At 62.2% G+C, this 18,378-nt stretch carries 20 protein-coding genes; 9 read left to right on the top strand and 11 right to left on the bottom strand.

Annotated elements, in window-relative coordinates; genetic code table 11:
• Positions 1-73 precede the first annotated feature (73 nt).
• From ACYQ3M_RS01640 to ACYQ3M_RS01620, 5 genes are read left to right on the top strand one after another with little or no spacing between them, the layout of a single operon-like run.
• On the top strand, positions 74-994 hold the full coding sequence (locus ACYQ3M_RS01640) for a sulfotransferase family protein (protein ID WP_460034298.1): 921 nt from the start codon (positions 74-76) through the stop codon (positions 992-994).
• Positions 987-2,087 (top strand): glycosyltransferase family 4 protein, encoded by a 1,101-nt coding sequence (locus ACYQ3M_RS01635; protein ID WP_460034297.1) that lies wholly within the window; start codon positions 987-989, stop codon positions 2,085-2,087. The genes ACYQ3M_RS01640 and ACYQ3M_RS01635 overlap by 8 nt, the downstream gene beginning before the upstream one ends.
• The gene (locus ACYQ3M_RS01630; RefSeq protein WP_460034296.1) at positions 2,063-3,097 is read left to right on the top strand and encodes a hypothetical protein; all 1,035 of its coding nucleotides are present in this window, start codon (positions 2,063-2,065) and stop codon (positions 3,095-3,097) included. Before ACYQ3M_RS01635 ends, ACYQ3M_RS01630 begins: the two co-directional genes overlap by 25 nt.
• Positions 3,094-4,026 (top strand): glycosyltransferase family 2 protein, encoded by a 933-nt coding sequence (locus tag ACYQ3M_RS01625; RefSeq protein ID WP_460034295.1) that lies wholly within the window; start codon positions 3,094-3,096, stop codon positions 4,024-4,026. The genes ACYQ3M_RS01630 and ACYQ3M_RS01625 overlap by 4 nt, the downstream gene beginning before the upstream one ends.
• Complete coding sequence (locus ACYQ3M_RS01620; RefSeq protein WP_460034294.1) at positions 4,023-5,180, top strand: glycosyltransferase family 4 protein; 1,158 nt, start codon at positions 4,023-4,025, stop codon at positions 5,178-5,180. Before ACYQ3M_RS01625 ends, ACYQ3M_RS01620 begins: the two co-directional genes overlap by 4 nt.
• Here ACYQ3M_RS01620 and ACYQ3M_RS01615 read toward each other — a convergent pair.
• The 10 genes from ACYQ3M_RS01615 to ACYQ3M_RS01570 all read right to left on the bottom strand — a co-directional run bounded on the left by ACYQ3M_RS01615 (position 5,114) and on the right by ACYQ3M_RS01570 (position 15,364).
• The gene (locus ACYQ3M_RS01615; RefSeq protein WP_460034293.1) at positions 5,114-7,180 is read right to left on the bottom strand and encodes a sulfatase family protein; all 2,067 of its coding nucleotides are present in this window, start codon (positions 7,178-7,180) and stop codon (positions 5,114-5,116) included. The genes ACYQ3M_RS01620 and ACYQ3M_RS01615 overlap by 67 nt on opposite strands.
• Positions 7,177-8,076, bottom strand: a complete 900-nt coding sequence (locus ACYQ3M_RS01610; RefSeq protein WP_460034292.1) for a glycosyltransferase family 2 protein — start codon at positions 8,074-8,076, stop codon at positions 7,177-7,179. Before ACYQ3M_RS01610 ends, ACYQ3M_RS01615 begins: the two co-directional genes overlap by 4 nt.
• The gene (locus ACYQ3M_RS01605; protein WP_460034291.1) at positions 8,064-8,978 is read right to left on the bottom strand and encodes a sulfotransferase family protein; all 915 of its coding nucleotides are present in this window, start codon (positions 8,976-8,978) and stop codon (positions 8,064-8,066) included. The genes ACYQ3M_RS01610 and ACYQ3M_RS01605 overlap by 13 nt, the downstream gene beginning before the upstream one ends.
• Positions 8,971-9,903, bottom strand: coding sequence for a glycosyltransferase family 2 protein (locus ACYQ3M_RS01600; RefSeq protein WP_460034290.1), 933 nt, complete (start codon positions 9,901-9,903; stop codon positions 8,971-8,973). Before ACYQ3M_RS01600 ends, ACYQ3M_RS01605 begins: the two co-directional genes overlap by 8 nt.
• The gene (locus ACYQ3M_RS01595; RefSeq protein WP_460034289.1) at positions 9,888-10,667 is read right to left on the bottom strand and encodes a polysaccharide deacetylase family protein; all 780 of its coding nucleotides are present in this window, start codon (positions 10,665-10,667) and stop codon (positions 9,888-9,890) included. The genes ACYQ3M_RS01600 and ACYQ3M_RS01595 overlap by 16 nt, the downstream gene beginning before the upstream one ends.
• Positions 10,664-11,596 (bottom strand): glycosyltransferase family 2 protein, encoded by a 933-nt coding sequence (locus ACYQ3M_RS01590; RefSeq protein ID WP_460034288.1) that lies wholly within the window; start codon positions 11,594-11,596, stop codon positions 10,664-10,666. Before ACYQ3M_RS01590 ends, ACYQ3M_RS01595 begins: the two co-directional genes overlap by 4 nt.
• Before the next feature lie 114 nt (positions 11,597-11,710).
• Entirely contained in the window at positions 11,711-12,856 is a 1,146-nt protein-coding gene (locus tag ACYQ3M_RS01585) for a glycosyltransferase family 4 protein (RefSeq protein ID WP_460034287.1), read from the bottom strand.
• Complete coding sequence (locus tag ACYQ3M_RS01580) at positions 12,853-14,688, bottom strand: hypothetical protein (protein ID WP_460034286.1); 1,836 nt, start codon at positions 14,686-14,688, stop codon at positions 12,853-12,855. The genes ACYQ3M_RS01585 and ACYQ3M_RS01580 overlap by 4 nt, the downstream gene beginning before the upstream one ends.
• Complete coding sequence (locus ACYQ3M_RS01575) at positions 14,685-15,062, bottom strand: HI0074 family nucleotidyltransferase substrate-binding subunit (protein WP_460034285.1); 378 nt, start codon at positions 15,060-15,062, stop codon at positions 14,685-14,687. Before ACYQ3M_RS01575 ends, ACYQ3M_RS01580 begins: the two co-directional genes overlap by 4 nt.
• Complete coding sequence (locus ACYQ3M_RS01570; RefSeq protein WP_460034284.1) at positions 15,050-15,364, bottom strand: nucleotidyltransferase family protein; 315 nt, start codon at positions 15,362-15,364, stop codon at positions 15,050-15,052. The genes ACYQ3M_RS01575 and ACYQ3M_RS01570 overlap by 13 nt, the downstream gene beginning before the upstream one ends.
• A gap of 174 nt (positions 15,365-15,538) precedes the next feature.
• Here ACYQ3M_RS01570 and ACYQ3M_RS01565 point away from each other — a divergent pair, with 174 nt between their 5' ends.
• From ACYQ3M_RS01565 to hepT, 4 genes are read left to right on the top strand one after another with little or no spacing between them, the layout of a single operon-like run.
• Positions 15,539-15,769 (top strand): type II toxin-antitoxin system Phd/YefM family antitoxin, encoded by a 231-nt coding sequence (locus ACYQ3M_RS01565; protein WP_460034283.1) that lies wholly within the window; start codon positions 15,539-15,541, stop codon positions 15,767-15,769.
• Complete coding sequence (locus ACYQ3M_RS01560; protein WP_460034282.1) at positions 15,766-16,191, top strand: type II toxin-antitoxin system VapC family toxin; 426 nt, start codon at positions 15,766-15,768, stop codon at positions 16,189-16,191. Before ACYQ3M_RS01565 ends, ACYQ3M_RS01560 begins: the two co-directional genes overlap by 4 nt.
• Positions 16,188-16,616 carry a type VII toxin-antitoxin system MntA family adenylyltransferase antitoxin gene (mntA, locus tag ACYQ3M_RS01555; RefSeq protein WP_460034281.1) on the top strand — a complete coding sequence of 143 codons (429 nt, stop codon included), beginning with the start codon at positions 16,188-16,190 and terminating at the stop codon, positions 16,614-16,616. The genes ACYQ3M_RS01560 and mntA overlap by 4 nt, the downstream gene beginning before the upstream one ends.
• Complete coding sequence (gene hepT, locus ACYQ3M_RS01550; RefSeq protein WP_460034280.1) at positions 16,609-17,022, top strand: type VII toxin-antitoxin system HepT family RNase toxin; 414 nt, start codon at positions 16,609-16,611, stop codon at positions 17,020-17,022. Before mntA ends, hepT begins: the two co-directional genes overlap by 8 nt.
• Here the strand turns inward: hepT and ACYQ3M_RS01545 are convergent.
• On the bottom strand, positions 17,017-18,378 hold the full coding sequence (locus tag ACYQ3M_RS01545; protein WP_460034279.1) for a glycosyltransferase family 4 protein: 1,362 nt from the start codon (positions 18,376-18,378) through the stop codon (positions 17,017-17,019). The genes hepT and ACYQ3M_RS01545 overlap by 6 nt on opposite strands.

The raw sequence follows: 18,378 nt of genomic DNA, 5'->3' as shown, positions 1-18,378 counted from the left end.
GAGCGCATTTGGGCTATGCTTTGAAGGATGCGGGCCAAACCAACCGGCGATGTCGTACATAGGATAAGTCCCGATGCAAGAGCTTTGCGAGAAAGTGTATAAGACGGCGGCGTTTTATCAAGCCAAATTGGCGCGTTTGGCTCGCGGTCTGTGGTTCGATCTAAAGCGTCCTCTCATCCAGCGTCCGGTGTTTGTGGTCGGCTGCAGCCGCGCCGGCACCACCTTGGTGTACAAAACCTTATCGCAGAGCCCTCACCTGGGCTCGCTGCACAAAGAAACCCACGATTTCTGGGCGGGCCTACATCCGCCCGCAGAGCGCGGCTGGGACAGCCACGCCATCCCGGTGGAGGCGGCCTGCCTCAAAGACCGCCAAGCGGCGGCAAAGCTGTTTTACGGTCACACCGGTAAACGACGCTTTGTGGACAAGAACAACCAAAACGGTTTTTCTGTTTTGTATCTTGATCGGCTGTTCCCGGACGCCTTTTTCGTCTACGTCAAGCGCCATCCCGGCGACAACATCCACTCCTTGATCGAGGGCTGGAAAAAGCCCGAGGTCTTCGGCCTGTGGTCTAAAGACCTTCCCGCGGCGGTCAGCATCGAAGGCGGCCGCTTCCGGCGCTGGTGTTTCTTCTTGCCGCCGGGCTGGCGCGAGTACCTGAACGCCTCGATCGAAGAGGTATGCGCGTTGCAGTACCGGGCTATCAACGCCGCCCTCCTGGAGGCCAAATCCCAAATCGCGAAGGAGCGCTGGTGCGAGGTGTTCTACGAGGAGCTCCTTACCGATCCGGTGGCGGGCTTTGCCCGGGTCTTTGCGGCGGTCGAGGTTCCTTTCGACGAGCCCTTGCGTCGCCATTGCGCGCACGTGCTAGAGCATCCCTACAACGCGTTTTCGGCCATCGGCCAGGACAAGTGGAAGGCAACCGCCAACCGCGAAAAGATCGAGCGCGTCCTGCCGCGCGTGGCCGAGGTCGCGCGGGAGATGGGCTATGGCTAAAATCAAGGTCCTGTATCTCTCCGAAAGCTCCGGCGACTGGGGCGGGGCGAGCCGGGTGCTGTTTACCAACCTCAAGCATCTGGACAAAAGCCGCTTTGAGCCGTGGGTGCTGTTGCCGCGCCCAGGGCCCATCGTGCCCCGCCTGGAAGAATGGGGGGTGCGTTACCGTTTTTGGGGAGGGTTTACCGAGCCGGGCGACCCTTTGCGCTATCTTAAAGCCATTTGGCGGTTTGCGCGCTTGCTCAGAGCGGAGCGTTTTGACCTCATCCACGCCAACCACGCCTTCTGGCGCCCAGCCGAGGTGCTCGCCGCCAAGCTGGTAAGGGTCCCGCTCATTACCCACTACCACGTGGTGCTTAAAAACCCAGGGCCTTTTTTGCGCCTCTCGCGCCTCATTGTCGCCAATTCGCGCTACACTGCCCAACACTCCAAACCCGAAGAGGTGCCCAAGAAAGTCGTCTACAATCCCATCGAGCTTGACCGCTTTGACCGTGGGCGTTCGATCCGCTCGGAGCTTGGCGTCCCGCAGGACGCGCTGGTAGTCGCCTTCCTCGGTCAGATCAAGCCCATCAAGGGCGTGGACCTCTTCCTCCGCCTAGCCAAAACGCTCGCCGCCAAGCAGCCTAGACTTAGGTTTTTGATCGCCGGCCAATGCAAGAACGAGCCGGGCGCCTACCGCCAGGAGGAGCTCTTGGCCGAGATCGCCTCCTCCCCCAGCATTCTCTACTTAGGCCGCCGCGACGACGTGGAGAACGTCTACCACAGCGCCGATTTGGTGGTGGTGCCTTCGCGTTGGGACGAGCCGTTTGGTCTGGTGAACTTGGAAGCCGGCGCGTGCCGCAAACCGGTGGTCGCCACGCGCGTGGGCGGTATCCCGGAGATCGTCGAGGACGGCGTCACCGGCTTTCTGGTGGAGCGGGACGATCTGGAAGGGCTGATCGCCAAGGTGGAACGGCTGATAGAAAACCCAGAGTTGCGGCGGCGGATGGGGGAGGCAGGGCGGGAGAAAGTCGTGCGCGAGTTCACCACCCAGCCGGTGCGCGAGCTGGAGCGGATTTACCTGGAGCTATGCGGGAGCGCCTCTTGCGTCTGACCGCGCCGGTGCTCGAGCGACCGGTGGTGGTCATCGAGAGCGACGACTGGGGGCCGGGGCCGGCAGATCAGGCCCTGGCGCTTGCGGCCCTGCGGGAGCGGCTTCTGCGGTTCCGGGACCTGGCGGGAAACCCGGCGGTGATGACCATCGGAGTCGTGCTTTCGATTCCCGATCCTGCGGCGATCGCCGCCACCGGGGAGTATCGCGCTTGCCTGCTCGACGCTCCGGCATACCGCCCCATCGTCAAGGCGTTGCTTGAGGGGGAGCGCGCGGGGGTGTTCGCCCTGCAGCTCCACGGAATGGCGCATTACTGGCCGGAGAACTTCCTGGCCTTCTGGCGTCGGGACGAGGCGGTCCGACGTTGGCTGGCCGAGGACGGCTGGCGCACCGAGAAGCTTCCGGCCTGGCTGCAGAGCCGCTGGATCGACGCCGCCCATGGCCTGCCTTCGAAACCTTTGCCGGCGGAGGCGATCCGCCGGGCGGTGGCCGAAGAGACGGCGTGTTTCGCGCGCTGCTTTGGCCGCCCGCCCAAGGTCGTCGTCCCGCCGACCTTCGTCTGGGACGAAAACGCCGAGCGCGCCTACGCCGAGGCGGGCGTGGAAGTATTGATCACCCCGGGCAGGCGCTTCCCGGGTCGGGACGCCCAGGGCAGGCTGCTGCCTGCGGATCGGTCCTACCGTCACGGCCAAACCCTCGCCTCGGGCCTAAAATGCCTGGTGCGCGACGTCTATTTCGAGCCGGCGCTGGGCCACGATCCTGCAGAAACGCTCGCGCAGATAGAATCCAAGTGGTCCCGGCGCGAGCCGGCGCTGCTTGAGACCCATCGCTTCAACTTCCTCGACGGCAACCTGGGGGACTCGCTGGCCGCCTTGGAACGGCTGCTGCGCGGGGTTCTGGAATCCTTTCCCGAAGTCCGGTTCCTTTCTTCCCGTCAGCTAGCGATGGACGCGCCGACGGCCGCGCCTTTGTCGGCGCGGCTGCAAACCGCCTGGAGGCGCCTGCGCGGATGAGCACGATCGATTTCTCCGTCGTCATCGCCGTCCACAACGGGGAGCGGACCCTGAAGCGGGCCATCGATTCCATCCTCGCCCAGACCCTGCCGCCCCGGGAGGTCATTGTGGTCGATGACGGCTCAACCGACGCCAGCGCCGAAATCGCCACCGGCTACGGGGCGCCGGTTCGAGTGCTGCGTCAGCAAAACCGCGGGGCGGCGGCGGCACGCAACGCGGGCGTGGCGGCGGCGCAAAGCGCCTGGGTCGCCTTTCTGGACGCCGACGACTATTACTACCCCAGGCGCCTGGAGCTTGCCGCCTTGGCCATCGAGCGTTTCCCCGAGGCGGATTTCGTCACCGCCGATTTCGACTACCGCGACGAGGCCGGGAATCTGCTTCGCCGCTCTTTAGAGTCCACCACCTTGGGAAGGCGCCTGCTGCAGGAAGCAGGGCCGGTCGCGCGGATGCAGGCGCAGGATTTCGGCGACTTCATCGAGGACCACTTCGGCGATACCCACACGCTCACCCTGCCCCGGGAGACTTTCCTGCGCCTTGGCGGCTATCCCGAGGGCTTTGCGGTCTGCGAGGACGTGCACTTTTTGATCCGCCTGTGCTCGGTCAGCCGCTTTGCGGGGGTGATCAAAGCGCCGGTGGCGGCTTACGTGATCCACCCCCAAAGCGCCACCCGCCGCGACCCGCTGCGCGCCCAGCAGCAGACGGTGGCGGCGTGGAAGTCCTTGAAATCGACCCTAAAGGCCCAGCGCCGCCTTTCTCCGGCGCTCTGGAGCGGCTATTTGCGGGGTCTGGCGCGGGCGCGTTACGATTTGGCGGTCGCGCTGCTTCGCGCCGGCCGCAGGAGAGAAGCGTTGCAGGCGGTGCTGCCGCTTGTGTATGAAGCCCCGTCTTTGCCCAACTTAAAACGCATCGCTTCGGTCCTCAAGGGATGAAGAAAAGGCAGGGCCTTTTGGTCATCACCGAGCTGTTTTTGCCGACCAAAGGCGGCACCGCGGTATGGTTCGACGAAGTCTACCGCCGTTTAGGCGGCAAGGAGATCCACATCCTCACCGCCCGCGTGCCCGATTGCGAGGCTCACGACCGCGATCATCCCAACACCATCCACCGCCTGGAACTCAAGCGCTATCGCTGGCTCCGGCCCGAGTCCTTGGCGATGTACGTCAAATTTTTAGGCGCCGCCTTACGCCTAGCCTGGCGCCATCCCGTAGCCGCGATCCACGCCGGCCGAGTGCTGCCCGAAGGCCTGGTCGGCTGGGTGGTCGCGCGCCTCTTGCGCAAGCCCCTGGTCGTCTATGCCCACGGCGAGGAGATCACCACCTGGCGCCAGCCGGGAAAGTTTCGCGCCATGGCCTTCGTCTATCGGAAGGCCTGCGCCGTCATCGCCAACAGCGCCTTCACCCTCCGGGAGCTGCGGAAAATCGGCGTTCCGCAGGAAAGGATCGTGAAGATCTCCCCCGGCGTGGACACCGAGCGCTTCCGCCCGGGCCTTCCCACCCAAGACCTGTTCGAACGCTTAGGGCTTTCCCCCGATACGCCCTTGATCCTGTCGGTAGGAAGATTGTCGCGGCGCAAAGGTTTTGATCAAGTGATCCGGGCCTTGCCCCAAGTGATGCAAGAGATCCCCGGCGTCCATTACGCCATCGTCGGCGTCGGCGAAGACCGAGAAACCTTAGAAGCTCTGGCCTTGGAGATGGGGGTAAGGGAACGCGTCCACTTCCTCGGCCACGTGCCCATGGACGAGCTGCCGCGCTGGTACAACGCCTGCGCCGTGTTCGCCATGCCCAACCGCGAGATCGAGGGAGATAACGAGGGCTTCGGCATGGTGTTTTTGGAGGCGGGAGCGTGCGGCAAGCTCTCTGTGGCGGGCAGAGACGGCGGCACCGGCGATGCGGTGCACGAGGGGATCACCGGGGTGCGCGTGGACGGCCATTCGGTCGCCCAAGTCGCCGCCGCCTTGGTGTCTTTGGCCAAAGCGCCGCCCGAGGCAGGGCGCCAAGCCGCCAAGTTTGTCCGCGCAATTTACGCCTGGTCGAGGGTGGCCGCGCAGACCGAACCGCTTTGCGGCTCCAGATGGCGGCGCAGCTGAGCGACGATTTCGGGGTAGAGGCGGCTGAGGTCGTGGTGGCAATTCGGATCGGTCGAAAGGTCGAATAGGAGATACTTGGGCCTTGGATTGAGCGCCAGGCGCACCAGCTTGAAGTTGCGCCAGCAGACGGCCACGTCCCGGGCGCGCTCGATTGGGTCCAAGTATTCGGGCTTGATCGCCAGCGTGCCGGTGGCTTTGTCGGGGATGTAGAGCAGGTCGACGATCTCGGGGTAGCCCAGGTGCTCGGGGGGGAGGCCGGGAGGGCGGGTCAGCCACAGGCCGGTCTTGAACCGGGCAACGAGCTCTGGCAAACGATCCCCGGCGAGGAACGGGGCGAGCGAGACCCCTTCCATGCTGGAAGGGATTGGGATTTGCAAGCGCTCGAGCAAAGTGGGGGCGATGTCTACGGCGCGGACGAGGTCGTGCACCGGGCCGCGCCCGGGAAGGCGCGGGTCGAAGACCAGCACCGGAACGCGGTTGCTCTGCTCGCCGATGGCGCTGTTGCCCTGGCCCCAGGTGCTGTGTTCAAACAGCTCCATGCCGTGGTCGGAAAAGACGACCACCAAGGTGTTTTGGTCTAGCCCCAGGCGCTTTAGGTGATGGCAGATCGCCCGCACCTCGTCGTCAAAGCGGCGCACGCAGCCGTCGTACAGGGCGATGATCTGATCCAGATCGAAGGCCTCGCGCGGCTCCTTTTGACTGCGGAGGATCTCGAATGGGTCGGTCAGGCGCGCCATGGCGAACAAGGAGTCCCCGCGGTAATTGGGATCGGCGTACAGGCGATAGTAAGGGTACTCGCTGCCGAAGGGCGGATGGCAGGTGCCAAAGAACACCGTCAGGCAGAACGGCGGTTGGCCGGCCAGGGCAGAAAGGCGCCGGCGGGCCAGGCGGCCGAGTTCGGAAGTCATGGGAACCCCGGCGAGGAAATACAGCTCCGGCAGAAACACCCGCCCGAAGCGGTTGTGGGTGAACAAGCTCAAGAACAGGCGCAGTTCTTTCGGTCCCTGGCGGATCAAATACTTGAAATTCCACTGGTCCGGGGGCAAAAACAGGCGCTTGAAGCCGAAGGAGAACTTGCCCAGGTCACTGCCCGACCAGTCCGAGATCGCTTCGGTGGGATAGCCAAAGTTCTCTAAAACCTCAGGGAGGGCTTGGACCTTGAGCTTGGCCCAGGACAAGTCCATGTAGTTGTCGAAGACCCCATGGGTGTCCGGGTCGGTGCCAGTCAGGAAGGTGGCCAGGCTGGGCGCGGTGCGGGCGATCGGGGTGTAGCAGCGGGTGAACAAAGTGCCTTGGGCGGCAAGCGTTTTTAAGAACGGCGCCACCTCGCGCGGATAGTTGAGCAGCCGGTCGGCGCGCAGCGTGTCGCAGCCGATCAGGAGCAGATTGGGGCGGGAAGCGACCTTGCGGTTGCGGCGCGGGAAAGGGGGAAGCTCGAGCGCCGCAAACAGCCAGGGTAGGGTCCAGAAGCCAAGCGTTGCGAGCAGATAAAAGCGCGCAGGTTGCGGGCTCGCGGCAAGGCCGTTCCCCAGCGCCCCGAGATAGCCGGCCGCGCCAAGCACCATCAGCCAGCGCAGGCGGGTGACGGTCAAGATGCGCCAGAAGGGATAGAGCCTGCGGATGGCGTAAGGGAAGGACATCATCAGGCTGGCCGGAAAGTGCAGCAGCTGGCGCGAGAACTGCAGCCCCACCAAGGCAGCGATGGCTAAAGCGCCCGCCAGGGCCAACCCCGCCAGGGAAAGCGGCAGTTTCCCGGCAAAAACCCAGGAAAGGTAAAGGAGTTGCCCAAAGCCAGAGAGCCAAAACAGGATCAAAAAAGCCCACAAAGTCTGGCGCAGCAGGCAATAGGCGGTATAGAGGCGAAAGTGGCGGGCGATTTCGGCGCGTATTTGGGGACCGGTGCGGCTAAAATTCAGCGCCGAAAGCAAAAGCAGCGCCAACGCTCCCGCCAGACCCAATGCCGCATCGACCAGCCAAGCTTTGCCCAAAACCAAGATCATGGCAAATAAGCGCTCAGTTCACCCAGGGCGGCGGCCGTGCGCACCAGCCAGTAGCGCTTCTCCGGCCAGTAAAGCGAAAACAGCGCTTTGAGGCCGTGTTCGGCCACCTTACGGTAAAGATAGCGCGGCGCAAAGCGGTCTTGTTTGCGGTAGCGCACCACGGTCTTCGAGCGCTTGTAGGCCTTTTTCATGAGATACCAAAGCTTGAGGCGGTCAAGGTCCACGTAGTGGTATTGCACCATGGTCGGGACGTAGCGGATTGAAAAGCCGGCTTGGAGCGCCCTGAGCACGAATTCGCTGTCTTCGCTGCCGCCCAAATCGTGGCCCTTGGGCCCAAGCTCCACGGAAAAGCCGCCCAGACGGTCGAAGACGGCCTTGCGGATCGCCAGATTGCCGCCGCCGGGCAGAGGGCCCTGAAAGTCGATCCAGCGCCCTGCTTGGCCCTGATCGTAACGCGGCACCGGCAGCGGCTGGATGGGGAAGAAGGTCTCGTTGTGCACCCAGGCGGGCTCCTCCCCCGTCCAGTCGGGCAGGATCCGACCGCAGATGAGGCCAGCGTCGGGAAATTGCTCGAAAGCCTCGGCCACCGCCCTCGGGTAGTTTGGATCGACCCGGTGGTCGTCGTCGACGAAGGCAATCAGCGGCGAATCGATCGCTTTAAGGCCCGTGTTGAGCGCGTAAGATTTGCCCGGGGTCGGCTCGTGTGCGAGGCGGATGGGCACCGGGCTTAGCGCGCGCGCTTTCTCGACCGCTTGATCGGTGGCGTCGCAGCAGGCGTTGGCGACCACCAAGATTTCCGCCCGTTCGGGGTAGCGCGCCCGCGCCAGGTGCTCCAGGGTGCGGGCGAGGAGGGCGGCGCGATTGTGGGTGCAGATGAGGAGGGTCAGCTGCGCCATGTTTTAAAGGCGTTGTGCAGGCGAAAACCAACGCGCAAGAAGGCCGGCAAAGGGCGCGCCGGGGTGCTGAGCTCGTAGCCGTTGACGTACAGCAAGGTCCCAACCGCCCCTTCGAAGATGCGCCGCTCAAGGTAAGACAGGCGCGTCTTCCATTTGTAGAGGTTGTCCGGCCGCAGGTCTTGTTGCAGCAGCGGCGTTTTCCCGGGTTCGCCCGATTTTTTGAACCGGATGACCGCCGCGTCGAAAGGCTCGCCCAAAAAGCCCAAGATGTGGCGCACGGTGGCCTCCGGGGCGCTTACTAGGTCTTCGTAGCGAACTTCCAGGTATCTTTCTGGACCCAAACGTTTGCCTACGTGTTGGCCGGTGGCCACGTAGTGTTCCCAGTATTTGGCGCCGAAATAACTGTTGTAGACGCCGAAATCCTTTTGCCGGCCGTAGAGGGACAACAATACGTCGCGCCCGTCGCGGATCAGGTGGATGAATTTGGCCGCAGGGAACATCTCCAGCAGCAAAGGCATGTGCAGCACGTAGTAAGGGGTCTTTTCGCCCCAACGGCGCTTGCCTTCGCCTTGGGCGTTTTGCTCGTACAGGTAAGCGAGGATCGCAGGAATTGTGGTGCAGCCGGCGCGGTGCAAGCCTTCGGTCAGGCGCTCTAGATCAAAGCGCAAGCCGTGAAGGTCGGTTTCTAGAAAATTGGCGCTTTGAGCGTACATCGCCTCGAGCACGCGCCGCAGGTTGTCTTTGCGGCTCAAGTCGCCAAAGCTCGCGCGCTTCTGATACAGCGGCACAAAAAAGTGCGATTCGCCCGTGGGCAGCGACAGGTTGGGGTGCGAGCGCAGCATGTATTGCAAAAGCGTGGTGCCCGAGCGCGGGGCGCCGACGATGAAAAACGGCTCAGCCACGGCGGCGGTACTCCTGGATCATGCCGGTGAAATAGGCCACGTTCATCAGCTGGCGAAAGCTAAAGTCGGGCCCATGCCGGAGGGTTTGCCAAAGATAGCGACCGAGCGCTTTAAGCCAAAGAAAGTAAACAAAGCGCGGCACGCCCCAAAGGGTGCGCGCATAGCTTTGCGCGTCCAAACGCGCCGTCTGAATGCCGGCGTTGTGGTGCAAAATCAAAAAATAGCGCTTGGTGATCTGCTGCGGCAGGACCTTATGGTAAACCAAAGCGTTTGGCTGGTACCAAATGCGGCCGCCCGCGCTGGCCAGGCGGTGAAAAAACTCGGTCTCCTCGCCTTTGAACAGCTCGTCTTTGCGCTTGCCTTCGCCTTTGCGCCCCAAATTCGGATTAAATAGGCCAACGCGGGCAAAGACCGATTTGGCGATGGCCATGTTGCCGCCAAAGGGAAATTCCTTAAAGCCATCGAGGGCGTAAGCTTCTTCGCCAAAATCGCGGTAGCCCAAAAAGCCGTACATCTCCGGCCGAATCCACTTGGGAAGGCTGGCGAGCGGCACCTCAAGGTGGATTCGGCCGCCGACGGCATCGCAAGCGTGCGCGCGAAACGTGGCTACGATCGCCGCCAGCCAACCGGGAGCGGCGCGGATGTCGTCGTCGATGAAGGCCAAATAGCGCCCTTGGGCCTGATCGATGCCGAAGTTGCGCGCGTGCGAGAGGCCTTGCGCAGGGCAAAAGGCGTAGCGGAAGTTAAAAGGCGCGCGCCTTAGGTAATCTTGGGCGAAGCTGCGCGTTTGATCGCTCGAGTTGTTGTCGACTAAGATCACCTCCCAGGCAAGGTCCTGGACGCCCTCCTGGCGTTCCAGGGCGGCCAGGCATTCGGGCAGGTTGTGGCAGCGGTTGTAGGTGCAAACGATTACCGAGATGTCCATGCGCGCAATTTTTCTTTGAGCCTATGAGCATAATAGCGCAAGGGAAGCGCAAGGCTGGCTTGATTGGTGCCGAATTTAAGCTTTTGCTTGAGCTGCCACAAAGCGTCGTCGCCGCGCACCTCGATGCGGTGCAAGGCCAAAGGATCGCGTCCCAAATGGTTGAAACCTGAGCGCGTGGAGCAGGCCAAAGCAAAGCCCGCTTCCTTAACCCAGTCCCGGCAGGCCGGGTCGAACAGGCCGTAGGGATAAGCGAAATAGCGGCAGCTTCCTAAGCGCTCCTCGATGGCGCGTTTGGAGGCGAGGATTTCCGCTTTGGCGGCTTCAGGGGCAAGCTCGGGCAGGCGCGGATGGGTGACGGTGTGGGCGCCGAAAGCGATGCCGTAGCGGTGCATTTCTTCGACTTGCTCCCAGCTCAGCATCGGGCTGGGTGGGAAGCCCGAGCGCGCCATCCACAAGTTGGTTCGGCCAAGGTATCCGGTGGTCAAGAAAATCGTGGCCGGAACCTGAAGCTCCCGCAGGATGGGAAAGGCGTTTTGATAGTTGTCGGCGTGGCCGTCGTCCAAAGTCACGGCGACGGCGCCTTCAGGCAGCGCGCTTTGTTCGGCCAACGCCGCTTCGATCTGGTCGAGCGAGACCAAAGGGCGGTGCTTTTTGAGCCAGGCAAGGTGGCGATAAAAGCGCGCGGGCGGGCAGGCGTAGCGCGCCTCTTCCGGCGTCTTGGGCACGCGGATCATGTGATACATGAGGATCAAAAAGCGCCTCATGCCACCATCCTCCGGTACCAAGAAAAAGGCAACAGGCTTGCCAGAAGGTATTTTAGGTCCTTAAACCCCCAGCCGCCTTGAAACAAGGCCCGGCGAAACAGGCGGTGCGCGGAGTCAAGTTCGCGCCTCCAGAGCGCTTGGTAGGCGCTCTGAAGCAAAGGCTTGGCGAGCAGCCGGCGAAGGTCTTTGGGATCGAGACGGCGGTAGAACTCGGGATGCGCTTTTGCAAACCTTCGCCGCACTTCGTACGCGTTCAAGACCTGCCGCCACCGGATGGCTGAAATCTGGCCAAGCTCGTGCCAGCGATAATAGGCCAGGACTTCTGGCACGCGCGCCCACTTTCGGGTATGGGCGGCGATCTTGAGCCAGAGGTCGTAGTCCATGCTGGTAAAAGCATACGTGGCAAAGCCTCCTACCGCCTCGATCGCCGCGCGCTTGGTCAAGGCCGCATGGATGGGCCAAGGGCAAGAGTAGAGCAAGCGCTGCCAGAAATCGCGCTCTTGCAGGTAATCCGGCGGCACGTAAGGAGGGCGGCTTGGGCCGTTTTCGGCCACGTTCTGCCAGCCGCAATAAGCCAAATCGGCTTGGTTTTGGAGGAACGCTCGGTGCATTTTTTCGAGGAAGGTCGGGTCCCACCAGTCGTCGGCATCAAGAAAGGCGACGTATTCTCCCCGGGCGTGGCGCAGACCCAGATTGCGGGCCGGGTAGGGACCTTGGTTTTCCTGGCGCAGCAGGCGGATCCGCCCGTCTTCTTGGGCCAGCCGGGTGACGATCTCGGCGCTGGCGTCGCTGGAGCCGTCATCGACCACGATCAGTTCCCAATCCTGGAACGTTTGCGTGCGCACGCTGCCGATCGCCTCCGCCACGTAGGCGGCGGCGTTGTGGCAGGGCATGATGACGGAGATTTGAGGGTCAGAGTTCTGACTCATCGATATCTGCAAGCCTCATCAAGTGCTTTTGTAACCGCCCTCCTCCGCTTTGTGGATTACGAGCTTCAATCTCATCGGTGTCTCTCTTCAGCAGCTTCAGCCTGCAATTGTCTATCATCCAGCATAGAAGGGAAGCGCCTTCCGTACAACCTGCTCCCAGGTAAAGCGCTTGGCGAATTCCCGGCAGCGCTGGCGGGAGAAGCGGATCTTACCTTCCAGGAAAGCGCCGAGGGCAGAGGCGATCGCCTCCGTTTCCGGCTTCTCGACGAAAAAGCCGCTTTCTCCTTCCGCCACTGCCTCGGCGGCCCCAGCCAGGCGGGCGGCCAGGGACGGCACCCCGCAGGCGGCCGCCTCCAGATACACCAGACCGAAGCCTTCGTGGCTGTGGGGTAGGACCGAAGGGGTAAGGACGAACAGGTCCGAATCCAGCAATACCTTGCGCAACGCGTGTCGGTCCAGGCTGCCGGCAAACCGGACCCGATCCGCCAGCCCCAGCCGGCGCGTCAGGCGCTCCAGGTCCGGGCGCTGGCTGCCTTCGCCGACGACGAGGTAACGGAAGTCGTGACGCTCCCGCAACCGGGCCAAGGCTTCCAGGACCCGAGGGACGTTCTTGCGCGGTTCGGACAGCCGGGCGACCGTGACCAGGCGCGCCGGACGGTGCCGTTCTTCCGCAGGCAAAGGCGGCTCTAGAAAAAACGGATCGACCCCCACCCAAGCCGGGATGGTTTTGCCCGCGCAGGCTGGGATTTTTTCGAGCAGCACCTGCTCGGTGTAGCGGCTGTTGGTAAGGACGGCGGTGGTCTTGGGCAGCCAGGCGCGGATTTGCCGGGTCGTATGCGTGCGCCAGAGCCGTTCTAGAGCGCGCAATGTACCCTCGAAGCGCCACAGGGGACCGAAACGGTACAGGGCCGGGGCGGTGGTGGGAAAATAGGCGCGCAGAAAGTCGTTGCCGTGGACAGAAGCCACCACGGGTTGGTCGGTTTCCTCAGCGATCCAGGCGTAGGCGGCGTTCATGACATGCCAGGCGTCGATCTCCGGCGCCTCCAAGAGCTTCCGGTCCAGCCCCCGGCGCAGCTTCAGGGCCGGGCGGATGGCAACGCCGGCAAGCTCGATTTCCCCCTGGGGGTGAGGGCGGGTGAACACGGTGACCGGATACCCCAAGTCGGCCAAGGCTTGAGCGTAGCCTAAGGCGTAGCTTTCCACCCCGCCGATGTCCGGGGGGAATTCCGGGGAGACGATGCCGACGTGGGGCAGGGTCACCGTCCTACCGCCCACTGGCCGGGTTGCAGGGAAAGCTCGGGGCCCATGGGCCTGCCTTCAGGATCGGTCCAGTTCAGCCCCGTCCCCAGTGCTCCGGTGTCCAAACGCACCGGGCCTTTACCCGTTCCCAACAGCAGGTACTCCGCCCCGGCGGGTGTGGAAAGATCGGCGATGCGGACGCCAGGTAAGAGTTTGTGCAGATCCCGTTGCGGAGAGCCGGCAATGCCCCGCTCCCAGTCTCCCCCCAGAAGCCCGGGCGGCTGCCCTAGCCCCAGTTCTTCCAGTTTCGCCATCGTCCCGGCCAGCCGGCTCCGCAGCGCCGGATCGGGATCGAGCAGACACAGGCGGTGCAGGGCCTCGGCCCAGAAGCCGTAAGCGTAGCGGGTTCTTTCGTCCTCGGCCCAGCGTTGCCACAGGCCGCTGCGGTAGGTGAATGCCACAGCGTCGTCGATGTAGGGGCGCAGCTTCAATTGCGGAAAGCGCGCTTGGAGCCTGACCAGATCCATGACGTTGATGGCCTGGTAGGCGGTGGAAATCCCCTTGAGGCACAAGGCGCGGTCAAGATAGCCGCCCGGCATCACCAGGCGGGGAAAGCGGCATTTTAAATGGTGAAAATAAGGGATCAGGTATTTCCAACCCAGCCGCTTTAAGGCTCTTTGCCAAATTGGGAGGGCGGCGGCGCGCTCGCTGGGCAGAAAGCTTAGGGCGATCGGGCCAAAGACCAGGCGGTACAGCCAGGTGGCCGGAGTGGCCGCAAGGATCGTTTCCGTGGTCCGGTTGGCCTCGTTTACCGCCTTCTGCCAGGCGGATTTCTCTAGCTGTCTTGCTCCCCGGTCCACGGCGACCGTGGTGTCAAGGTGCGTGTTAAGCACCAACATGTTGCTTGCAGATTTGCCAAAGGCCCGGCAGGGAAGCCACTGGAACGGGCTTTGGCGCATCGATTCCGCCGTCAGCTCCAGGGAATCGTGCAGGAACCACAGGCCGCTCTCGAGGCGCTCGGCGTGCCGGAGCAGAAACTCGACGCCGCGTTCTAAGGCCGTGGCGATGGAGGCATCGAGTTTTTCCTCGTAGGCGTCCAGCAGTAGATGGAGAGCGCTGGTGTGAAGGCGGAAATGCGACTCCATGGCATCGGTCCACTCGCCGTGGTAAAACCCGCCGTCTTCGGCTTGGCGGCTCAGCACCGACAGGATCAATTGCCGTTTGAACAGGCGATAGAGGGTTTTGCCGGTGGCCCGCTCTAGGCCAGAAAACAAGACGTACAGGGCGTGGGCGTCGTTTTCCGAGCAGATCTTCCAGTATTTGGGCCAGCTGGCGCGGTTTTCGTACACAAAGCCGTGGATGAGGTGCAGGTAAAGGTCGGCGGGTTTGCGGTATTGAGTGTGCGATCCCCACAGGAAATAGGCCTGGGTCTCGATGGGAGTGAGATCGGTCAGCTCCTGATGCAGCCTCGGCGTCAGCCGCCAGATTATCAGATCGGTCACAAAATCTTCGGGCGGCGCAAGGGACAGGGTCAGCCCCGAATCGTCCAGCGCCAAGCCGGAAAGGGGGGCGGCGGTCTCTTCCAAGACGTGCCCTTGGGAATCCAGCCTTCTTGCCATCGGCAAGCGGGGAACCCAGAAGTTTTCTTTTCCTTCCAGCAGCCAGCCTCCGGCCGGGCAAGCTCGTATCCGGGAGACGCCGGGCAGGAGGTGGTCAGCCGGCCCCCGAAAGCGCAGAAAACGGCATTCGGCTTCCCCCAGCCGGTCGATCAATTGCTCCGCGTCTAGGGAAGGGACGAGCTCCCGAGCAGCGTCGGCGAGGCGCAGGGTCTGCAAGGTCTTGGTCGTGCTCATGTTTGAAGGCGGCTTAAGGCACGCAAAAGCTTTCGGTACGCCGGCAGGGCGGCGAAGATTTCTTCTGCCAAGGCCACGTTATAGGTGTGGGCGGTGAGATTGCGGTGATCGACCATGGCCAGCGCCAGGTGGGCTTCCTCTTCGTTCAGCAGGCCGTTTTCCAGACAGGCGCGAATGACGGGTTTGGGTGAAGCCAGGGCTACGCCGTAACGTTCCCGGAGCACGGCCTGGGCGGCTTTCCAGACGGCTTCGAACGTGTATTCAAAGCGTTGGATGGCGGCGTCCCGAACGATTGGGTCGGCAACGAGCGCCAGTTCCTCAAAAGTCTCCAGCGCCCTATGGGCGGTCTCCAGACGTCTTTTTAAATCGGCCACGGAATGCCCTCCGCGTCGATGGCGCGCTTTAAATCTTCGGGGGCGCGGGCATAGTCGATCAGGTCGACCTTAAAGGGCAGAGGCGAGTTCTCCATAAGCTCGCGCATCTCGGCCAGCAGCCAGGGGGGAAGGGGGCTTTCTGCTTTGATAGCGACATCGATGTCCGAGGCCGGACAGAAATCGCCGCGGGCGCGGGAGCCGAACAGGATGAGCTGGGCCTTAAAACGCTCAAGCCAAGGCTGAAGCAGCCGCTGAATCGCCGCGGCATCGCGGGGGTCTAAAGGAAGCTTTGCGGCTGGCATGGTGGCGTTATGTTTGGCAAACGCTTATAGTTTAGGCCAAAATCTGGCAACTTGGGCTTTTTGTGCAAACCGTCATCGCACAGCTGACCCGCAAGCTGAGCGACTATAGGGTTTCTTTGCCGGCAGAACCGCGTCTTGTACAATGAGCCTGTACATTAACGAGCAGAATCATCCATGCGTGCTGTCAATATCACTGAAGCGAGGGATCAACTGCGAAAATTGATCGATGCAGTGATTGCCGGAGAGGAGATCATCATTTGCCGACGGGACAAACCGGTAGCCAAACTGATACGAGCCACAGAAAGGCCCGTATTCCCTGACCGGCGCCAGTTTCGTAACCGCTTCAGGCCAGCGCGGACTGTCTCGGCTGAAATAGTCAGGCAGATGCGGGAGGAGCAGGATTGACGCGGTATTTCGATACCAGCGCATTGATTCCCTATTATCGACCGGAACCGTTGAGCGATCAGGTTCAGGCGCTGCTCATCCAAACTGAAAGCCAGGTGCTGATCAGTACACTGACCGAGACTGAGTTTGCCTCGGTGCTGGCCCGGCTGGTCCGGATGAGCGAATTGGACGCTTCGGATGCCAATCTGATTCAGGCCGCTTTTCAGGAAGATGGGCGTCGTGGTTGTTATTATGTGTTGGACCTACACCGGGAGCACTACCATCTGGCTCGGGACTGGCTGTTGGGCTGCGACACTCCCTTAAGAACGCTGGATGCTTTGCACCTGGCCGCTGTAGCGTTGGCCGGGGCGGAGTTGGTGACCGCAGATAAAGCTATGGCGCAAGCGGCAAATCACTTTTCGATACCGGTGTTGCTCTTATGACTTTGCAACCTAAAGCAGGTTCTCAAACCGTCATCGACCGCTTGCTGGACCATCTGATCCGGAAGCTGGGCGAGGAACTGCTTGGGGTGTGGCTGTACGGTTCCTTCGCCAGCGGAGACGTGCGGCCGGACAGCGACATCGACCTGGCCGTCTTGACCTGCCGCCCGCTGCCGGAAGATAGGTTGCGGGAACTGGCCCTGGAGCTGATGGACCTTGGCGGGCGGGACGTGGACCTGGTGGATCTGAGACGGGCACCGACGGTGCTTGCGATGCAGGTGATCTCCAGCGGCAGGCGACTTTATTGCCGCGACCGCTTCGCCTGCGAACTGTTCGAGACCCACGTGTTTTCCGACTACGTGGACCTCAACGAGCGCCGCGCCGGAATTTTGCAGGACATCCGTCAACGAGGCAGTGTTTATGGATGACGTGCTACTTAACAAGGCGGCGATCATCGAACGCTGCCTGAAGCGAATCGAAGAGGAATACCGGGGCCACGAAGACGAGCTGGAAACGAATTTCACTCGCCAGGACGCCATCGTTTTAAATTTGCAACGCGCCTGCGAGGCGGCCATCGATGCCGCCATGCACTTGGTGCGCGTCCGCCGCCTCGGGATTCCCCAGTCGGGCCGCGAGGCCTTCACCCTGCTGGCGCAGGTTGGAGTGATTCCTCGCGATCTCGCCGAGGCGCTCAAAAAGATGGTCGGATTCCGCAACATCGCCGTCCATGCCTACCAGGAACTGGATGTCCAAATCCTGCGTTCGATCCTGGAACACCGCCTCAACGATCTGCGCCGCTTTGCGAGGTGTCTGGTGGAGGTGGGGGGATCATGAGGTCAACTTGCTTTTGAGCGTGCGGGCGGCCTTGACGAGCGGATTTTCCAGCATCAGGGCGGCGACCCTTTCTGCCTTTGTCAGCCGCTCTTCCATGGCGGTGATTTTTTGACCCAGATAACCGATTTCTATGGCTCCTTGAAGTAGCAGATCCACCGCATAGCTTCCAGCAGCGGGAGAGGGGAGGGAGAGGACGTCTTCATACACGTCCATCAATTTTTGCACCGAATGGCGCACGTCGAACTCGCCGCAGGTCAATACGAATTCCCGTCCTTGCTTTGCGATTTGCTGTCTCAGTCCAGGGTTTCGCAGCAATTCCCGTAGCGCATCCGCTGCCGATTCGGGATCGCCGTACTCCACCAAGAAGCCTGTGTGGCCGGGGCGAATGACGTACTCGACGAATCCGCCGCAGCGGCTGGCCACGCACGCACAACCGCAGGCCATCGCCTCGATCAACACATAGGGCCCGCCTTCCGTGCGCGAGGTCAACAGGAAAACGTCCGACTGGGTAAGGATGGTGGGGATGTCCTGGCGAAAGCCCAAAAAATGAAAGCACCGATCGATCCCCAACGCCTGAACCCGGGCTTTCAGCCTGGCCTGATAATCTGAAGAATCTGCGCTCCCCACGATGGCGAAATGGGCTTCGGGGAATTCCCGGGCCACTTTCCCGGCAGCCTCCACAAAATATTCAAACCCCTTGTCCGGGTGGAGGCGGCCGACGCCAGTGATCAGGGGGGCATTCTGTGGTATGCCAAGTTCCTGCCGGATACTCGGCTGTTCAAATTGGCGCAAGGTTTGAAAACGTTCCAGCTCGATCCCATTGTGAATGACCCGGATTTTCTCCCGCGGAATGGGCGGGGAGAGCGAGCGGGCGACCGGTTCGGCCACGGCGATGATACGGCTGGAAAGATCGCCGATCAGTTCGGCGAAGCTGTGAGGATTCAAAGGGAAACGCTGGTAGATGGGGAGATTGCTCTGGAAGGGGATGTGCACCACGATGAGGTGATGGACGCCGGCCAGTTTGGCCGCCAAGGCGCCTTCCAGGATTTGGTTGGAATTGGTGTGGACGAGCGCAACCTGGTTTTCCTCGATCAGGCGGACCAGGTTGCGCACCCGTTGGGGCAATTCCGCCAGAAAGGAGTACCAGGGCAGGGGGGGCTTGAGCCAGCCGTAATTGACTGCCTGGATTACCCATTCAACGCCCATCTCGTCGAGAAGGTTGCGAAACGCGCCGTCGCCGGGCAGGACCACCAGGGGGCGGAAGCGGGAGCGATCCAGGTGCTGGAAAACATCCCTTAAATAGATTTCCCCGCCGGCGATGTCGGAGCGGCTGGCGATGTAGAGGACGGTGTTCAT

The organism is Methylothermus subterraneus, from assembly GCF_054656915.1.
This window is presented reverse-complemented; position numbering and strand designations above follow the sequence as displayed.

What these genes read in the sequence shown, in the direction of transcription:
- ACYQ3M_RS01570 (WP_460034284.1), bottom strand. Translation starts at nt 15,364, where the DNA reads ATGCCAGCCGCAAAGCTTCCTTTAGACCCCCGCGATGCCGCGGCGATT.
- ACYQ3M_RS01615 (WP_460034293.1), bottom strand. Translation starts at nt 7,180, where the DNA reads ATGATCTTGGTTTTGGGCAAAGCTTGGCTGGTCGATGCGGCATTGGGT.
- ACYQ3M_RS01625 (WP_460034295.1), top strand. Translation starts at nt 3,094, where the DNA reads ATGAGCACGATCGATTTCTCCGTCGTCATCGCCGTCCACAACGGGGAG.
- ACYQ3M_RS01580 (WP_460034286.1), bottom strand. Translation starts at nt 14,688, where the DNA reads ATGAGCACGACCAAGACCTTGCAGACCCTGCGCCTCGCCGACGCTGCT.
- ACYQ3M_RS01545 (WP_460034279.1), bottom strand. Translation starts at nt 18,378, where the DNA reads ATGAACACCGTCCTCTACATCGCCAGCCGCTCCGACATCGCCGGCGGG.
- hepT (WP_460034280.1), top strand. Translation starts at nt 16,609, where the DNA reads ATGGATGACGTGCTACTTAACAAGGCGGCGATCATCGAACGCTGCCTG.
- ACYQ3M_RS01595 (WP_460034289.1), bottom strand. Translation starts at nt 10,667, where the DNA reads ATGAGGCGCTTTTTGATCCTCATGTATCACATGATCCGCGTGCCCAAG.
- mntA (WP_460034281.1), top strand. Translation starts at nt 16,188, where the DNA reads ATGACTTTGCAACCTAAAGCAGGTTCTCAAACCGTCATCGACCGCTTG.
- ACYQ3M_RS01640 (WP_460034298.1), top strand. Translation starts at nt 74, where the DNA reads ATGCAAGAGCTTTGCGAGAAAGTGTATAAGACGGCGGCGTTTTATCAA.
- ACYQ3M_RS01610 (WP_460034292.1), bottom strand. Translation starts at nt 8,076, where the DNA reads ATGGCGCAGCTGACCCTCCTCATCTGCACCCACAATCGCGCCGCCCTC.
- ACYQ3M_RS01565 (WP_460034283.1), top strand. Translation starts at nt 15,539, where the DNA reads ATGCGTGCTGTCAATATCACTGAAGCGAGGGATCAACTGCGAAAATTG.
- ACYQ3M_RS01600 (WP_460034290.1), bottom strand. Translation starts at nt 9,903, where the DNA reads ATGGACATCTCGGTAATCGTTTGCACCTACAACCGCTGCCACAACCTG.
- ACYQ3M_RS01635 (WP_460034297.1), top strand. Translation starts at nt 987, where the DNA reads ATGGCTAAAATCAAGGTCCTGTATCTCTCCGAAAGCTCCGGCGACTGG.
- ACYQ3M_RS01630 (WP_460034296.1), top strand. Translation starts at nt 2,063, where the DNA reads ATGCGGGAGCGCCTCTTGCGTCTGACCGCGCCGGTGCTCGAGCGACCG.
- ACYQ3M_RS01590 (WP_460034288.1), bottom strand. Translation starts at nt 11,596, where the DNA reads ATGAGTCAGAACTCTGACCCTCAAATCTCCGTCATCATGCCCTGCCAC.
- ACYQ3M_RS01620 (WP_460034294.1), top strand. Translation starts at nt 4,023, where the DNA reads ATGAAGAAAAGGCAGGGCCTTTTGGTCATCACCGAGCTGTTTTTGCCG.